This window comes from Halobaculum sp. CBA1158 (assembly GCF_021431925.1).
Taxonomy (GTDB): Archaea; Halobacteriota; Halobacteria; order Halobacteriales; family Haloferacaceae; genus Halobaculum.
In genome coordinates this window covers 366,409-382,019 of sequence record NZ_CP090371.1, presented here as the reverse complement: position 1 = coordinate 382,019, position 15,611 = coordinate 366,409, and the positions used below count along the sequence as shown (strand labels likewise).

Here is a 15,611-nt window from a genome sequence, read left to right as displayed (position 1 = left end):
AGCACCTACGTCTGGTATGTCGGTTCCGCGTCTCGTGTACGACGACGACTGCGGCTTCTGTACGTTCTGCGTCTCGCACGCGCTGGAGTTGGGCGAGTTCGAGCCGGTCGGCTTCTCCGAGTTGGACGAGAACGACGACCTTCGCGCGCGACTCCCCGACGATTACGAGGAGTGTATGCACCTCGTCACCGACCGCGCGGTGTACTCCTGCGGCGAGGCGCTCGAACAGGTCGCCAAGCGCACCGGCGCGGCGGGATGGTGGCTCACCGCCGCCGCGCGGGGCCTGCCGAGGTACCCCGAGGCCCGCGAGACGCTCTACCGCTGGGCGGCCGACCGCCGGGCGCTGTGGGGGAAGCTCGCGCGGAGCGAGTCGCTGTCGAAGCGGTGACGGTCCGGTCCGGTCGCCCGCGTCACGTCGCGGTCCCGACCCTCGGAGCCGCGATCACGCGTCGCCGTCGACCCGCCGGAGCGCCTCCCGCCCCGGAAGGAGGTCTCGAGGCGGCGCGCTCGGGAGGTACGACCGCAACGCGGCGCGGATGGCGGCGACCTCGCTGGTCGAGAACCGCTCGTTCTCGCCCTCCAGCGTCGACAGAGCGTCGAGTTCGGCGTACCTCTCGACCGAGCGTCCGCCCCCGTCGTCTTCGACGGCCGAACGGATCCGGTCGAGGAGCGCGACGTGGACCACCCACGCCTCCTCGCGGGAGAACGCGAGCGTCCGACGCCGCCGTTCGACCGGTCCGGCCATCTCGGTTGGCGACTCAGACCGTATCCACTTAGGTGTGATCACGATTCCCACGGTGCCGTCTGAACGCCGGGAGCCGCCTACTCGAACGCCTGGATCCCGGTGAGGTCGGCACCGAGGATCAGCGAGTGGATGTCGTGGGTGCCCTCGTAGGTGTACACCGTCTCCAGGTTGCTCATGTGGCGCATCGGCGAGTAATCCGTCGTGATCCCGTTGCCGCCGAGCATCTCCCGGGCGATCCGGGCCTGGTCGCGCGCCATCCGGACGTTGTTTCGCTTGGCCATCGACACCTGCTGGGGGCGCAGATCGCCGCGCTCCTTCAGGTCGGCGAGGCGGTACGCGAGCAGTTGCGCGAGGGTGATCTGGGTCGCCATCTCCGCCAGCTTCTCCTGTTGGATCTGGAAGCGCGCGATCGGACCGCCGAACTGCTCGCGGTCGGTCTGGTACTCGCGGGCCGTCTCGAAGCAGTCGCGGGCCGCGCCGACCGCGCCCCACGCGATGCCGTACCGGGCCTGTGTGAGACACGACAGCGGCCCCTTCATCCCCTCCACCTCGGGGAGGACGTTCTCCTCTGGCACGCGAACGTCGTCGAGGACGATCCCGCCGGTGACGGACGCGCGCATCGAGAGCTTGTCGTCGATCTTCGGGGTCTCGACGCCGTCGCGGTCGGTCTCGACGAGGAAGCCCCGCACCGGCGACTCCTCCTCGCTCGTCAGCTTCGCCCACACGACCGCCACGTCGGCGATGGGGGCGTTGGTGATCCACGTCTTCTCGCCGTTGAGGACGAAGCCGTCGGCGTCCTCGGAAGCGACGACTTCCGAGGGGTCAGCGGAGGTCTCCTCCGCGGAGTCGCGCTCGGCCGCCGTCTCCATCCCCGCCGGATTCGAGCCGTGGTCCGGCTCCGTCAGGCCGAAGCAGCCGACCGCCTCCCCCTGACCGAGGTCGGGGAGCCAGCGTTCCTTCTGGGCCTCGCTGCCGAACGCGTGGATCGGGTACATCACGAGCGCGCCCTGCACGCTGGCCATCGAACGCAGGCCCGAGTCGCACGCCTCCAACTCCTGCATGAGCAGGCCGTACGCCCGCTCGGAGACGTTCGGGGAGCCGTACCCCTCCAGGTTCGGCGCGTAGAATCCGAGCTCGCCCATCTCGGGGATGAGCTCCGTCGGGAAGGTACCCGCCTCGTAGTGGTCGGCGATGTCGGGGGCGACCTCCTCGGCGACGAACTCCCGGGCGGTGTCCCGGATCAGCGTCTCCTCCGCCGAGAGATCCGCCTCCAGACCGACGTAATCGAGCATGTCTTCGAGTCGGCGACACACCGTCAAATGACTGTCGGGATTCCCCGGATCGTTCGTGAGGGAGTCGGCGAGTCGTCGCCGACGCGGGGTGGACCGCGTCGTCGCCGAGACGAGGTGGGCCGTGTCGTCGCCGACGCAGGGTGGAGCGTGTCGGCGGCGACGGTACGGCGACGGCGACGCGGTGGTGACACCCCGACAGCGACCCCGCGGTGAGAGACGGTGCCGATCGCACGGAAGGCTTACACCCTCCAGCGTGAAATAGGCCGACGATGGCCGAGTTCCCGTCCTCCATCCCGGGGATCGGCGGGCCGGCGTCCGACGGGGACGACGACGGCGAGGCCGAACCGCGCGTCATCGGCGTCGACGGCGACGACGCGGACGCCGTGCTGTCGTCGCTCTCCTCGGACACCGCCCGCGCGATCCTCGCCGCCCTCCACGACAGCCCGGGACCCGCAAGCGACGTGGCCGACCGCGTCGACACCTCCCTCCAGAACGCCCAGTACCACCTCAAGCGGCTTCGCGAGGCGGGCGTCGTCGAGGTCACCGGCACGGCCTACTCGCGGAAGGGCCGCGAGATGGACGTGTACGCCCCCGCCGACGGCCCGCTCGTGCTCGTGGCCGGAAGCGAGTCGGAGGCGTCCGGCATCCGCGCGACGCTCAGCCGCGTGCTCGGCGGCGTCGGCGCGATCGGTCTGGGCGCGGCCGTCGTCGAGACCGTCCTCGGAGGACCGTTCGCCCCGACTCTCGGCTTCGGATCCGCCGGATCCGCCGACGGCGGCGGCGACTCCGGCGGGACGAACGTGAGCGCCGATTCGACGGACGCGGCCGCGACCGAAGCGCCGGCGGACGCCGAGACGGCGACGGAGGCGGCGACCGAGACCGCGGCCGACGACGGCGGGATCGGGATCGCCGAGGCGACCGAAACGCCGCCCCCGGAGACGGCGGCACCCGAGACGACCGCGGAGCCCGCCGCCACGGAGGCGGCCGCCGAGACGACGTACACCGTCGCCGCCGACACCGCCCCGACGCTCGCGGAGCAACTGGCCGCCTCGCCGGGGTTCCTCTTCCTGTGCGGGGGACTGCTCGCGCTGGCGCTGGCGGCGCTGTACGTCCACCGTCGCGGCGGCGCGTGACCGCCGACGCGGCGGAACGCGGCCGCCGAAAACGCCGGCGTACACCCTTCGTCGGTAACTAAAAGCGGGATTTGACCATAGAGAAGGTACTTGACGCGAGCGCCACAAGCGACTGGTACCGGTCCCCGGTGACGCGTCGGCCCTCCACACGCGGTCCCCACACGCACCCTCCCCCGAGGAACGGGACGGCACTCACCCCCGAACGGGACGGCACCGAGGGCCACACCCCTCCCCCTCCTTCCGGTCGGTCGCCGTCCCCACCCCTCTGCTCACGCGTCCCGGACCGGTACCGCGAACTCCTCGATGGGTTCGCCCTCCGGCGTGACGAGTCGCCCCGAGAGCCCGTCGGCCGTCCGGGCGAGTTCGGCGTGGGCCGCGCGGTTGCCGCGGGGCTGTGCGTAGCTTCCGGGGTTGAGCAGCGGCACCGGGCCGGAGTCGTCGAACTCCGGACGGTGGCTGTGGCCGAAGACGACGAGGTCCGCGTCGCGTTCGCGACCGAACAGCGCCAGCCCCGTCGCGCCGCTTCGGCTCCGGTGGCGCACCGCGATCGTCGCGCCCTCGTGGGCGACGACCCGTTCGCCGGGGAGCCGATCGCGCAGCGCCGCGTCGTCGTTGTTGCCGGTGACGCCGTACAGCGAGTCGTTCACGTCGAGGAGCGCCTCGAGCACGGGCTCGCGGTAGAAGTCGCCCGCGTGGATCACGGCGTCGGCCGACCGGACCGCATCGAGCGTTCGACCGCGCAGGCGGTGGTCGTCGGTTGCGTGCGTGTCCGAGATGACGGCGAGCATCGTCGGAACGGTGGACGCCCGGCGCCCTAACGGTTCGGGACCGTCGAGGTGCCGACACGTCCCGCCGGAACCGCGCCGGATGACCGACCGCGGGCGGGCGCGCGTGTCCACGGGTTTGATACCCGTCCGGAGAGTCGTCGCGACAATGGCTGGAGGAAGCAGATCCGTGGTGATCGCCGCGCTGATCGCCAACGGGTCCATCGCGGTGATGAAGTTCTTCGGGTTCCTGCTCACCGGGTCGCCGTCGATGCTCTCGGAGACGTACCACTCGATCTCCGACACCGGGAACCAGGTGTTCCTCCTCATCGGGATCCGCTATTCGAAACAGGAGGCGAGCCGGGCACACCCGTTCGGCTACGGGAAGGCCCAGTTCTTCTACGCGTTTCTCGTCTCGGTGCTGCTGTTCGGCATCGCCGGCTGGGAGTCGCTGAAACACGGCTACGGTGCGTTGATGAATCCCGGCCACGGCGGCGAGCGCGCCGACGTGATCCTCGCGGGGATCAACTTCACCGAACTCGTCCCGGTCGACCCGTTCTGGATAAACGTCGTCGTCCTCCTCGGCGCGATCGTCTTCGAGGTCTGGGCACTCGCGAAGGCGAACGCGGAGCTCCAGCGACAGATCGACTCGTACGGCTGGTCGGGGGTCCGCGAGGCGTTCTCCAAGACCAGCGACGTGACGACGCTCACCGCCTTCACCGAGGACGCGGTCGCGCTGGGCGGGGCCGTCATCGCGCTCGTCGGGATCACCCTCGCGCGGTATCTCGAGATGCCGATCTTCGACGCGATCGCCTCGATCGCCATCGGCGCGCTGTTGATGGGCTTCGCGGTCGCGCTCGCGTGGGAGAACAAGCGCCTCATCCTCGGCGAGTCGCTGGCCGCCGACGTTGAGTCGGAGCTACGGACGGCGATCGCCGACCACGAGGGCGTCGTCCACGTCGACGGCTTCCGGACCGTGTTCGTCGGCCCCGGCGAGGCGCTCGTCACCGCCGACGTGAGCTTCGACGACGAGTCGGTGACGGCCGACCTCGACGAGGACATCACGAGGATCGAGGAGAAACTGCGGGGCATCGACGACCGCGTCCGAGCGGTCTACATCGAGCCCGAGCGATAGGCCGACGCCGTCGCGCTTCTCCGCGCTACTCGTCGGCCAGCGCCAGCGACGCCAGCAGCGCCTCCAACTGCACCTGCTCGTTCGCGCCCTCGGAGATCCGGTAGTCGGTCTCGCCGATGCGCTCCATCAGCCGCACCGCCTCCCTGTCGGACAGATCGAACTCCCACACCGAGCGGTGGAGCTGGTCGATCACGTCGCCGCCGGCCATTCCCGTCTCCGTGAGGAGGGTGTCGAGCGTCGCCCGCGACTTCGAGAAGTCGCCCGCGAGCGCGTCCTCGACCATGGCCTCGATCTCCTCGGGCCGGGCGGTCGCGGTGATCTCGTAGACGGTCTCCTCGTCGACCACGTCGCCGGTCGTCGCGGCCGCCTGCAGGGAGTTGATCGCGCGACGCATGTCGCCGTCGGCGGCGTACACCAGCGCGTCGAGGCCCTCGTCGGTGATCTCGATGTCCTGATCGGCGGCGATGTCGCGCACCTGCGCCTCGACGGCCTCGTCCGACAGCGGCGAGAAGCGGAAGACGGCACACCGCGACTGGATCGGGTCGATGATCTTCGAGGAGTAGTTGCACGAGAGGATGAAGCGCGTGTTGTCGGAGAACTGCTCCATCGTCCGCCGGAGCGCTGACTGGGCGTCGTCGGTGAGCGAGTCGGCCTCGTCGAGGAAGATAATCCGGTAGTCGTGGCCGCCGAAGGAGGAGCGCGCGAAGTTCTTGATCCGGTCTCTGACCACGTCGATGCCGCGCTGGTCGGAGGCGTTGAGTTCGAGGAAGTTCGTCCGCCAGTCGTCGCCGTAAATGGTCCTGGCGATCGCGACGGCCGAGGTCGTGTTATGCATCACGGTCGGGACGTTCCCGGCCAGATAATTCCGCGTCTCCGAAACGGTGAGGTCGTACACGCGCTCGGGACCGTCCGCCCGTTCGACCGACTCGACCTCATCGAAGTAGAGGTCGGCGGACGCGAGTCGGTCTAACGAGGCGATATCCTCGATCACCTCCAGGGAACACATCCGGGACGCGAGCGTCCGGACCCGATCCGCGACCGTCTCAAACCGTGGCAACGACGACGGCGCGTGGTCGTCGTTCGAGAGGAGCGCGATGGTTTCGGTTCCACGGAGCGTGGTGCCCTCCGCGACTTCGTTGTACGAAATTCCCAACGAATCGATACAGTCACACAACACCCGCTGGATAGCTCCGATATCGACGGACCGTCGGGTCCCCTCGAGTTGCGAGAGGATGCCCATCGTTCGCCTTGCGTTCGGCGTCCGTCGACCGTCCGCGTATTCGAGAAGTCTATCCGTCCGAACTCCTATCTCCTCGGAGACCCGCTTCCGCTTACTCAGCGGTTCGAGATCCAGGCGGGCGTCGACCCACGCTGCGGGGACCGCCGACGCGTCGTTCAATGCTGGCGAAAGCGTATCGAGCCGAGCAAGCACGGTCTGGGCGGTTTCGACACGTTCGACAGCAGCATCGAGCACCGCCTCGACATCGTCGAGGTACCGCTCTCTACCGGGGTTTTCAGGGTGGAGCGAGTCCGATGTGAGTTCGCCGATAGGAAGACAAAGACTCTCAGTAAGGTCGTGGACGGTGGATTGGGCCGGCATCGTGTCGTGGTTCGGGTTGGAGCGCCGGTCGGTGGCCCGCGCGAGCGCGGCTGCCTTCTCCTCGATGTCGAACCCGATCCGCTCCTCGAACCGCGATAGCGCGGAAGCACCGGAGATCGACAGCTGGTGGTACTCTCGCTCCGTCCCGCTCCCGTTCGTTGCCGACTTTCGAACACGTTTGCGGCGGGACGGAACCCCGAACGACGAAAGGAGATACGAGAGGAGGGTGATGTGACGCTCGTTCCGTTGAGTCAGTTCGACGACGCCGTTGTCCGCGACGTGTGCCTCGGCGTCGAACATCGCACGGAGGAACGCCGCTCGGGCGGTATCGTCCGCGGCGACGAGTGCCGACCCAACGGCGTTCGGGTCCGCTCCTCCGGCACTCGCGAACACGTCGAACATCTCCTCCAAGTAGTGGGTGAGCGTCCGAGAGATCACCTCGACGTACGGAACTCCCTTCTGTTCGCCCCGCGTCCCAGACAGTCCGAAACAGGACTCGATCGCCGCGTCGAACGCGTCGAGGAGGTCTGCATCCGTGTTATAAAATTTCACCCGACCGCGTTCAATACGTGCCTCCGCGACAGCGAGCCCGACGAACCGAGCGAGTTCCGGCGTCACTTCCCAAGGGGGCGTGATCGGACGAGACCGGTTCCCGGACGCACTCACGTACGTTATCCGTTCGACATCCTCGCGAAGTTGTTCTCGAGAGGTATCGTCCGTTCGGAGGTCCGACGGCGAAACGACGGGCCGATCGAACTCCTCGATCGCGCGGCCAGTCAGTTCGATCTCGATCCGGTCGTCGTCGACAGCGTCGATCCACTCCAGCTTCGGATCCGTCGGCGTCGGGATTTCGAGCGGACGGACGACCCGCTGACCGACATCGATCTCCCCGGCAGGGGTCCACGAGAGTCCGTCGGCGTCGATGACGAGGAGTTTGTGCTCCGGCGTGACGGTGAACTCGCCGCCGTCGCGCGTCGTCACCGAGACGAGTTCGTCGGCCTCCTTCCCGAAGACCTGTGATGGCTCGACGTGCTCGAACTCGCCGTCGTCGTCGAACGTCACGACCTCCGTTCCTTCCTCGGGAGTCCCGAACCCCTCGATGTCGCCGACGACACGGTCGATGCGTTCGACTCCTCTGTTCGTGAGTATCGGTGTTTCCCCCGTCGTACACTTCCCGACACCTGCCGGCCCCGAAAACAGCAGGTGCGGCAGGTCGTCCTGCTCGATGTAGCTCCGGAGCCGCGAGACGATCTGCTCGTGCCCGTACACGTCCTCCAGCGTCTGCGGGCGGTACTTCTCGATCCAGACCTCCCGCCCGGGCGGTGACTCGGCGGCCTCGGCGTCGTCGGCCTCGCTCATGACCGGTGGTCGGCGGGCCGGGGGGATAAACGCCCCGAGATACCGAGCCCCGAGTCCAAACGGCGAAGTCCACGCGGGCCCCACCGACGGGTATGGACGTGACCTGCGAGGTCGTCGGTGAGGGGACCGAGACGCTCTCGCTCGACGACGACGCGACCTACGCCGACGTGTGTCGGGCGACCGGCTACTCGCCCCACGAGGTGACTGTGCTCGTGGACGGAAGCCCGGTCCCGGAGGACGCCTCGGTCGAGGCGAGCGAACTGAAGCTGCTCCGGCTCATCACGGGCGGATGACCGGCGAGGGCGGCGGCGACCGCGACGGCGACGACACCGCCGCCTCGATCCGACCCGCCCGCGACGACGACGACGACGCGGTCAGGCGACTCCTCGACGCCGCGATGCTCTCGGTCCCCGACGATCTCGCCGAGCGCGTCGCCGGCGGCGACGCGCTGGTCGCCGTCGACGACGACACCACGGGCGAGGCCGAAGGCCCTGCCGTGATCGGCGCGATCGTGCTCGACGATGGTCACATCGACGCGGTCGCGGTCCGCAAGCGTCGGCGGGCCGACGGCGTCGGCACCGCCATCGTGGCGGCGGCCGCCGAGCGAACCGACGGGTCGTTGACGGCGACGTTCAGGCCAGGGGTACGGCCGTTCTACGAGTCGCTGAGGTTCGAGATCGAGACGTGCGGCGAGCGCGACGGGCGGCTGCTCGGGACGCTTCCGGCCGACAGGGACGTGAGGCGGTGACTACCCGCAGTCAGACCACGTCCGACAGCGGCGCGGCCGCGAAGGGCGTCAACATCTCCGCCGACGTCAGCCCGCCGTGCCAGCCGACGTACCCGAGCTTCCCCGGCTCGTCGCCCCGCCAGACCGCCCTTTGTCGGTGGACGAACACCACGTCGCCGCAGCGGCGACGGAGGCGGTCAGAGACAGCACGGTTGCCGAACAGCCCGCGGTCGAAGGCTTCCTCCCGGGTGAACGCCCGTCCGTCGAAGGTCCGATCGAGGTAGTCGACCACCTCCTCGGTCATTCCCGGTCGGAGGTGGAGGTGGACGTTGCGCGCGCCGCCGACCGGCGGGAGGGGATCGCCGGCGGCGTCGCCGCCGTGCTCGCCGTTGCCGGCGTCGCCGCCGTGCCCGTCGTCGCCGGCGTCGCCGCCGTCTCCGCCGTCACCTCCCGCCAGCGGGTACCCGGCCGGAGCGCCGGTCTCGTAGCGGCGCATGCGCTCGGTGAGGAAGTCGTGCTCCCAGAGGTCGACGTTGGTCTCGGGGTCGGTGTCGACGTGGCCGTGGTCGGCGGTGACCACGAGCAGCGTCGACTCGGCGACCTCGTCGGGGACGCCCGACAGCGCCGTCGCGACGGCCTCGGAGACGGCCGCGAGCGTCTCGCGGTAGCGGTCGGAGTCGGTGCCGGCCGCGTGGGCCGCGCCGTCCACGTCCGAGAGGTACGCGTAGCAGTAGGTGCCCGGAGCCGACTCCGCCATCGCCTCGGTCAACAGCGACCGGAAGCCGTCGAGGTCCTCGTAGCCGCGGGAGTCAGCGCCGGCGAGCGCGTGCGCGGAGTAGGCTCCGGTCGCCGCCTTCGTGGGCTGCACCGTCACCGAGTCGACGCCGGCGTCCGCCAGGGTGTCGTATATCGATCCGCCCGCGAAGAGGTCGCCGGCGTCGACGCCGTACGCCTCGTCGGCCGGGTCGCCGGACTTCGCCGTGAACGGGAGCGTCTGGACGACGCGGTCGGCGTCGGGGTGGTACACGTCCCAGCCGATCACGCCGTGCTCGGCGGGCGTGCGGCCGGTGTGGACGGTCGTGATCGCCGCCGCCGTCTCCGAGGGGTAGACGGACGTGAGCGGCGTCACCCGGGCGGTCTCCGCGAGGTCGGCGAGCCACTCCGGCGCGCGGTCGGCGGCGACCTCGCGACGCCATTGCTCGTAGCCGAAGCCGTCGACGAGCACGTGACAGACGCGGTCGTAGCCGGCGTCGTCACCGGGGGCGGTGCCGGCGAGCCCGGGCACGTCGGCGACAGCACCGTCCGGGAGCGGGTCGCCGGGGAGGTCGACGCCGAGCACCCCGCCGAGGGTCGCGGGGACGCCGGCGAAGCAGTACCGGCCGTAGTGGGGGAACAGGAAGCCGTCGCGCTCGCGGTCGTCGCGGATGCGGGCGGCGACCTCGTCGTCGAACATACCGATCGTAGCGACGACCTCGCCCTCAAACCCGGGGATCCGGAGATCCGGAGGGTCGGGGGCCGGCGATCGGCCGGAGATCGACGCTCGCTCCGGTTCTCCCCGCCCGTCGACCGGTCCGCCGCCTCAAACGAGCGGCTCGACCAGTTCGCGCCCCTCGGCGAGGACGGCGGCGGTGTCCGCCTCGGATCCGGACTCGGCGTACACGCGCATCTTCGGCTCCGTGCCGGAGGGGCGAACGAGCAGCCACGAGCCGTCCGCGAGCAGGAGCTTGAAGCCGTCGACGGTCACCACGTCGGCGACCGCCTCGCCGGCGACCTCGTCGGGGATGTGCTCGGCGAGGTCGGCGAGCACGCGCTCCTTCCGGTCGTCGGGGCAGTCGACGCTGACCTTGTCGGCGACGATCCGACCGTGCTCGGCCTCCAGGCGGTCGACGCGGTCGTCGTACGACTCCTCGCTCTCGGCGGCGGCCGCGAGCAGCGCCAGCAGGACGCCGTCCTTCTCGCGGACGTGGCCCCGGACGGAGAAGCCGCCGGACTCCTCCCCGCCGATCAGCGCGTCGTGCTCGCCCATCGCCTCGGCGACCCACTTGAATCCGACCGCCGTCTCGTACACGTCCTCGCCGTGCGCCTCGGCGACCCGGTCGATCAGGAACGTCGTCGAGACCGTGCGGACCGCCGGCCCCGACCGGTCCTCGAGGAGGCGGTCGTAGGTGGCCGCGAAGAAGAGGTTCTCGTCGAGGTGGCCCCGCTCGGGCGTCACGATCGCCAGCCGGTCGGCGTCGCCGTCGTTGGCCACCCCGACGTCCGCGTCCCCGTCGACGACGCGCTCGGCTAGCTCCTCGAGGTTCTCCGCCGACGGCTCGGGGGAGCCGCCGCCGAATTCGGGGTCGCGCTCGCACCGCAGACGGTCCACCTCCGCGCCCGCCGACTCGAGGAGGGCGTCGGTGACGCCCCGGCCGCTGCCGTGCATGGCGTCGTAGGCGACCGTCAGTCCCGAGAGATCGAGCGTCCCGTCCGCGCCGGCGACGAGGTCGCGGGCGTGCTCGGCGTGGGGCGTCACGAGGTCGACGCGACGGATCTCGCCCTCGTCGTCGGTGCCGGCGGCCACGAGGTCGGGTTCACGGAGGCGGTCGGTGATCCGTGTCGTCACGTCCGGCAGGGCGGGCGCGCCGTCGTCGGGGATGAACTTCACGCCGTTGTACTCGGGCGGGTTGTGGGAGGCCGTGACCATCAGCGCGCCCGCCGCGTCGCGCTCGACGATGGCGTGTGCCACCAGCGGCGTCGGGCAGTCGCGCTCGGGGAGCAGCACGTCGAAGCCGTTGCCCGCGAGCACCTCGGCGAGCGACTCGGCGAACCCCTCGGAGGTCGGCCGGGCGTCGTAGCCGACGATCACGGGGCGATCGGTGCCGTCGGGCTCGGACTCGGCGAGCGTGTCGGCGACGGCCTGCCCGACGATCCGGACGCGTCGGTCGGTGAACGTGTCGAGGGTGGCGCGCCACCCGTCGGTGCCGAAGGAGATCTCGTTCATGCGGGAGCCGTCGGCGGCGGGTGAGAAAAACCCGGGTGTCCGGTGTCGCCCCGCGGGCTCGGGGACGACGGCGGCGGCCGGCGGGCGGGCAGCGGGCAGATCCGACGGGCGAGCGGCGGACGGATCCGTCGGGCGAGCGATCGAGTAACCCGACGGGCTTTTGCGCGCTCCCGGGAACCGTTCGGTATGTCGGAGACGCCCACCGTCGTCGCCGTGAACGGCTCTCGACGCGACGGGAGCTACGGTCGCGCGACGCTGCAGTACGCCCTCGACGCGGCAGCCGAGTACGGAGCCGACCCGGAGTCCATCGACCTCGGCGACCCCGGACTCGATATCCCGCTGTATCACCCCGACGTGGACGCCGCCGACGCCGGCGACGTGCCCGACCTCCTCGCGCGGATGCGCCGCGCCGACGGGGTGCTTTTGTGTTCCCCCGTGTATCACGACTCCTACTCCTCGGCGTTCCGGAGCTTCCACGACTGGTGTAGCTTCGACGAGTACGAGGACACCGTCGTCGGGCTGTTCGCCGTCGCCGGCGGCGGCTCCTACGGCGGCACGCTCGAGCACATGCGCGCGACGATCCGCGGCGTCCACGGCTGGGTCGCCCCGCTCCAGGTCGGGATCCGCAACGCCCGCGACCGCTTCGAGGAGTGGGACGACGGCGACCGTCCGCCCGCCGGCGCGATCGGATCGAGTGCACGCTACGAGTTCGTCGACGACAACCTCCGTCGACGCACCGAGAAACTCGGTCGCCGGATCGCCCACTACGCCGGCCACAAGGACGAGTTCCTGAACGTACCGGAGTGACGAACGAACCGCTTTTTCCACCGGGGTGAGGAATCCGAGCCATGTGGCGTCGGAGGGCCGTCTCGAAGGCGATCGTGGCCGCGATCCCGTTCCTCGCGGGCTGTAGCCGCGGTATCGGGGGGCAGCCCGACTCGGTCCCCGTCGAGGTCACGAACGAGAGCGACGCGTCCCGCGAGTACGACCTGACGATCACGGCGGCCGGCGTCGATGACGACCTGCTGTCGATGGGCGGGTCGCTGTCACCGGGCGCTCGAAGCACCGGAGAGTTCGAGGTCGCGGACCCGAACGCGACGTACGCCGTCCGTGTCGCGATGGCGGGCGAAGAGTGGTCCGAGGAGATCGACGGGAGCGGGCTTCGGAGCGTCACCGTCGGGATCGAGGCGGCGACGGTGACGATCGCGACGAGCAAGACGTGAGCCGCCCGTGATCGGCGGGCGAACGGCACTCAGTCGATCAGGGCCTCCTTCTCCCGTCGCGATCGCTCTTTGATCGCGTACTCCCGGGACATCGCCCCCGATTTCGAGTCGAACGCCTCGACGTGGACCAGCTCGACGGGCGTTCGCCCGCGGGTGTACTTCGCCCCGTCGCCGGCGTCGTGTTCGGCGACGCGGCGGGCCACGTCGGTCGTGTAGCCCGTGTACAGCGAGCCGTCTGCGCACTCGAGCACGTACACGAAGTGGTCGCCCGCGGGGACGGCGACGCCGTCGACGGTATCGACGCGCTCGGCCTCCGCGGTCGGGTCGGAGGCGGCGTCGCCGGTGCGGTCGCGGTCGACGGCATCGCTGGGGCGGTCACAGTCGCTCGTGCGGTCGCTCATCGGGCTGTGTGACGCGGGCGGGGGGATAAACTACGGCGGTGCGGCGCTGTGCCGCACGTGCCCGGCCCCGGATGGCGGGCACGGGTGGGGTGGTGGCCTGCGCGGCGCGGTGAGGTGGTCGCAGAGCGGTTCAGTCGTCGGCGCGGGTCCGCTCTCGTGCCGCTTCGGCGATGCCCGCGTTCGCAGAGCACGACGGGCACGCGTTCAGCGTTCCGTATTCGTCGCTGAAGACGCGGGCGAAGCGGTCGGATACGTGCGACCCGCAGTGGTCGCAGCGTGGCATGGTCGACCGGCGTCCACCGCTGCCGGTACCCGTGATACGGGATGCGAACACATATACCCTTCCACGGTTGCGCTGGGCCGTCAGCGCCCGGAATCACGATCGTCCGGTTCCGTCGCGTCCGCGGTGTCCCCGATCCCTCGGGCGATCAGCGCCGCCTGCGCGCCGGCGACGAAGCCGGCGTCGACGTTCACCACCGACAGCACGGTACACGACTGGAGCAGCCCCAGCAGCGCCGCCTCGCCGTCGCCGCCCATCCCGTACCCCGTCGCGGTCGGGACGCCGATCACCGGGGCGTCGACGAGGCCCGCGACGACCGTCGGCAGGGCCGCCTCCCGGCCGGCGACGGCGACGACCACGTCCGCCGCCCGGAGCGTGTCCGCCCGGTCGAGCACGCGCGAGACGTTGGCGACGCCCACGTCCTCGACCGTCTCGACCCTGGGGCCGGCCGCGCCGGCGACGACGGCCGCCTCCCGGGCGGCGTGGGCGTCGGCCGTGCCGCCGGAGACGACGACGACGTCGGCGTCCACCGACGGCGGCTCGTACCCCTGAGCGCGGACGACGACGGTCCGGGCGCGCTCGTCGCGGTCGATCGTCGCCGCCGGGTACTCCTCCTCGACCACCGTCCGGATCCCCGCGACCGCGTCGTCGTCCGCTCGGGTCACGAGCGCCCGACCGGTCGTGTCGAGGGCGGCGTCGACCATCGCCGCGACCTCCGCCGGCGTCTTCCCCTCCGACAGGATCCCCTCGGGAATGCCGCGTCGTCGCTCGCGGGCGGCGTCGAACCGCCCGGCCTCCGTTGTGGCGTAACCCCGAAGCGTCGCCTCCGCCTCCGCCGGAGTGAGTTCGCCCGCGGCGAGGGCGTCGAGTGTCTCTCGCATAAGCGACCCGACGGGGGGCGACGACTCGAAGCCTCCGACCGACACCGCTATATAAGTGAATTTCTGCAGACGGCCGCGAACGGCCGCGAGGGGCCCTGTCGACGGAAGGACTTGGGAAATCTTATAAGGGGCCGTCGGGAACGTCGGGTTGCATGGCAGACCTCATCGTCAAGGCAGCCGTCAAGGAGTACCTCGAGGAGAAGAACGTCGCGTCCGACTTCTACGACGCGCTCGACGGGGAAGTCGAGGAGCTGCTCGAGGACGCAGCGCGCCGCGCCGAGGAGAACGACCGGAAGACGGTCCAGCCGCGCGACCTGTAAGCAGGTCCCCCTTCCTCCACTATTTCAGCGACCGGACAGCGACTGCTCCGTCAGCCTCGCCCACGTACAGTTCGTCGGCCAGTCCGACGAACAGCCCGTGCTCGACGACGCCGGGGGTCCCCGACAGCGTCCGCGCCAGCGACGCCGGCGCGTCGATCGCCCCGAACTCGCAGTCGAGCACGAGGTTCCCGTTGTCGGTGATCACGGGACCGTCCTTGCGCTCGGCCTCCCGCAGCGTCGGGTCGCCGCCGGCGTCGCGGAGCGCCCGCTCGACGCGCGCGACGGCGTCGGAGAGCACCTCAACCGGCACGGGGTGATCCAGGGGGTCGGCGAGCTTCGAGTCGTCGGCGACCACGAGGAACTCGTCGGCCGCCGAGGCGACGACCTTCTCACGGGCGTGGGCCGCCCCGCCGCCTTTCACTAGCGCGTTCGACTCCGGGGCCGCCTGATCGGCCCCGTCGATGGCGACGTCGACGCGAGCCACGTCCGACAGCGACGCGAGGGGGATCCCCGCCTCCCGCGCCAGCGCCCGCGACTGGTAGGAGGTGGCGACGCCCTCGATGTCGAGCCCCTCGGCGACGCGCTCGCCGAGGTCGCGGATCGCGTGCGCCGCCGTCGAGCCGGTGCCGAGCCCCACGCGGTCGCCGTCGGCCACCTCCGCGGCGGCCGCCTCGCCCGCCGCCCGCTTCGCCGCCTCCGTCCCCTCGGTGTTCTTCATGTGCGGTGGCTCCGTCGGCGGGCGCAAAACGCTTGCCCGTCGAGGCGGCC

Annotated in this window: 17 protein-coding genes and 1 pseudogene; 8 read left to right on the top strand and 10 right to left on the bottom strand. The window is 70.6% G+C overall.

Annotation, left to right across the window (positions count from 1 at the left end):
* Positions 1 to 16: 16 nt before the first annotated feature.
* Positions 17 to 388 carry a DCC1-like thiol-disulfide oxidoreductase family protein gene (locus Hbl1158_RS01875; RefSeq protein WP_234298385.1) on the top strand — a complete coding sequence of 124 codons (372 nt, stop codon included), beginning with the start codon at positions 17 to 19 and terminating at the stop codon, positions 386 to 388.
* A gap of 54 nt (positions 389 to 442) precedes the next feature.
* Here the strand turns inward: Hbl1158_RS01875 and Hbl1158_RS01870 are convergent, their stop codons facing one another.
* Positions 443 to 745 (bottom strand): hypothetical protein, encoded by a 303-nt coding sequence (locus Hbl1158_RS01870; RefSeq protein ID WP_234298384.1) that lies wholly within the window; start codon positions 743 to 745, stop codon positions 443 to 445.
* A gap of 77 nt (positions 746 to 822) precedes the next feature.
* Positions 823 to 2,037: an acyl-CoA dehydrogenase family protein gene (locus Hbl1158_RS01865; protein WP_234298383.1), complete on the bottom strand. Its 1,215-nt coding sequence runs from the start codon at positions 2,035 to 2,037 to the stop codon at positions 823 to 825.
* A gap of 269 nt (positions 2,038 to 2,306) precedes the next feature.
* Here Hbl1158_RS01865 and Hbl1158_RS01860 point away from each other — a divergent pair, with 269 nt between their 5' ends.
* Positions 2,307 to 3,170: a winged helix-turn-helix domain-containing protein gene (locus Hbl1158_RS01860; protein ID WP_234298382.1), complete on the top strand. Its 864-nt coding sequence runs from the start codon at positions 2,307 to 2,309 to the stop codon at positions 3,168 to 3,170.
* Positions 3,171 to 3,439: 269 nt separating this feature from the next.
* Here Hbl1158_RS01860 and Hbl1158_RS01855 read toward each other — a convergent pair whose 3' ends face one another.
* On the bottom strand, positions 3,440 to 3,958 hold the full coding sequence (locus Hbl1158_RS01855) for a metallophosphoesterase (RefSeq protein WP_234298381.1): 519 nt from the start codon (positions 3,956 to 3,958) through the stop codon (positions 3,440 to 3,442).
* 145 nt (positions 3,959 to 4,103) lie between these two features.
* Between Hbl1158_RS01855 and Hbl1158_RS01850 the strand changes: the two genes are divergently transcribed.
* Complete coding sequence (locus Hbl1158_RS01850; RefSeq protein ID WP_234298380.1) at positions 4,104 to 5,069, top strand: cation diffusion facilitator family transporter; 966 nt, start codon at positions 4,104 to 4,106, stop codon at positions 5,067 to 5,069.
* A gap of 25 nt (positions 5,070 to 5,094) precedes the next feature.
* Here Hbl1158_RS01850 and Hbl1158_RS01840 read toward each other — a convergent pair whose 3' ends face one another.
* Positions 5,095 to 7,869, bottom strand: coding sequence for a replication factor C small subunit (locus Hbl1158_RS01840; RefSeq protein ID WP_255764204.1), 2,775 nt, complete (start codon positions 7,867 to 7,869; stop codon positions 5,095 to 5,097).
* A gap of 21 nt (positions 7,870 to 7,890) precedes the next feature.
* A pseudogene (gene rfc / locus Hbl1158_RS17125) lies at positions 7,891 to 8,028 on the bottom strand (replication factor C small subunit); the annotation flags it as partial.
* Positions 8,029 to 8,120: 92 nt separating this feature from the next.
* On the opposite strand from rfc, the gene Hbl1158_RS01835 reads away from it, so the two are divergent.
* Positions 8,121 to 8,321, top strand: coding sequence for a ubiquitin-like small modifier protein 2 (locus Hbl1158_RS01835; protein WP_234298379.1), 201 nt, complete (start codon positions 8,121 to 8,123; stop codon positions 8,319 to 8,321).
* Positions 8,318 to 8,776, top strand: a complete 459-nt coding sequence (locus Hbl1158_RS01830) for a GNAT family N-acetyltransferase (RefSeq protein WP_234298378.1) — start codon at positions 8,318 to 8,320, stop codon at positions 8,774 to 8,776. The genes Hbl1158_RS01835 and Hbl1158_RS01830 overlap by 4 nt, the downstream gene beginning before the upstream one ends.
* A gap of 10 nt (positions 8,777 to 8,786) precedes the next feature.
* Here the strand turns inward: Hbl1158_RS01830 and Hbl1158_RS01825 are convergent, their stop codons facing one another.
* Together Hbl1158_RS01825 and Hbl1158_RS01820 are read right to left on the bottom strand one after the other, a co-directional pair.
* Positions 8,787 to 10,208 (bottom strand): alkaline phosphatase family protein, encoded by a 1,422-nt coding sequence (locus tag Hbl1158_RS01825; protein WP_234298377.1) that lies wholly within the window; start codon positions 10,206 to 10,208, stop codon positions 8,787 to 8,789.
* 126 nt (positions 10,209 to 10,334) lie between these two features.
* Positions 10,335 to 11,738, bottom strand: a complete 1,404-nt coding sequence (locus Hbl1158_RS01820) for a phosphoglucomutase/phosphomannomutase family protein (RefSeq protein WP_234298376.1) — start codon at positions 11,736 to 11,738, stop codon at positions 10,335 to 10,337.
* 186 nt (positions 11,739 to 11,924) lie between these two features.
* On the opposite strand from Hbl1158_RS01820, the gene Hbl1158_RS01815 reads away from it, so the two are divergent.
* Together Hbl1158_RS01815 and Hbl1158_RS01810 are read left to right on the top strand one after the other, a co-directional pair.
* The gene (locus tag Hbl1158_RS01815; RefSeq protein WP_234298375.1) at positions 11,925 to 12,545 is read left to right on the top strand and encodes an NAD(P)H-dependent oxidoreductase; all 621 of its coding nucleotides are present in this window, start codon (positions 11,925 to 11,927) and stop codon (positions 12,543 to 12,545) included.
* Between the two features lie 41 nt (positions 12,546 to 12,586).
* On the top strand, positions 12,587 to 12,961 hold the full coding sequence (locus Hbl1158_RS01810; RefSeq protein ID WP_234298374.1) for a hypothetical protein: 375 nt from the start codon (positions 12,587 to 12,589) through the stop codon (positions 12,959 to 12,961).
* Between the two features lie 29 nt (positions 12,962 to 12,990).
* Here Hbl1158_RS01810 and Hbl1158_RS01805 read toward each other — a convergent pair whose 3' ends face one another.
* Positions 12,991 to 13,218, bottom strand: coding sequence for a GIY-YIG nuclease family protein (locus tag Hbl1158_RS01805; RefSeq protein WP_234299447.1), 228 nt, complete (start codon positions 13,216 to 13,218; stop codon positions 12,991 to 12,993).
* Between the two features lie 507 nt (positions 13,219 to 13,725).
* The gene (larB, locus tag Hbl1158_RS01800) at positions 13,726 to 14,523 is read right to left on the bottom strand and encodes a nickel pincer cofactor biosynthesis protein LarB (RefSeq protein ID WP_234298373.1); all 798 of its coding nucleotides are present in this window, start codon (positions 14,521 to 14,523) and stop codon (positions 13,726 to 13,728) included.
* A gap of 152 nt (positions 14,524 to 14,675) precedes the next feature.
* On the opposite strand from larB, the gene Hbl1158_RS01795 reads away from it, so the two are divergent.
* Entirely contained in the window at positions 14,676 to 14,843 is a 168-nt protein-coding gene (locus tag Hbl1158_RS01795) for a DUF1931 domain-containing protein (protein ID WP_073308856.1), read from the top strand.
* A 19-nt stretch (positions 14,844 to 14,862) separates the two neighbouring features.
* Here the strand turns inward: Hbl1158_RS01795 and rpiA are convergent, their stop codons facing one another.
* Positions 14,863 to 15,561 (bottom strand): ribose-5-phosphate isomerase RpiA, encoded by a 699-nt coding sequence (gene rpiA, locus Hbl1158_RS01790; protein ID WP_234298372.1) that lies wholly within the window; start codon positions 15,559 to 15,561, stop codon positions 14,863 to 14,865.
* Between the last annotated feature and the right edge of the window lie 50 nt (positions 15,562 to 15,611).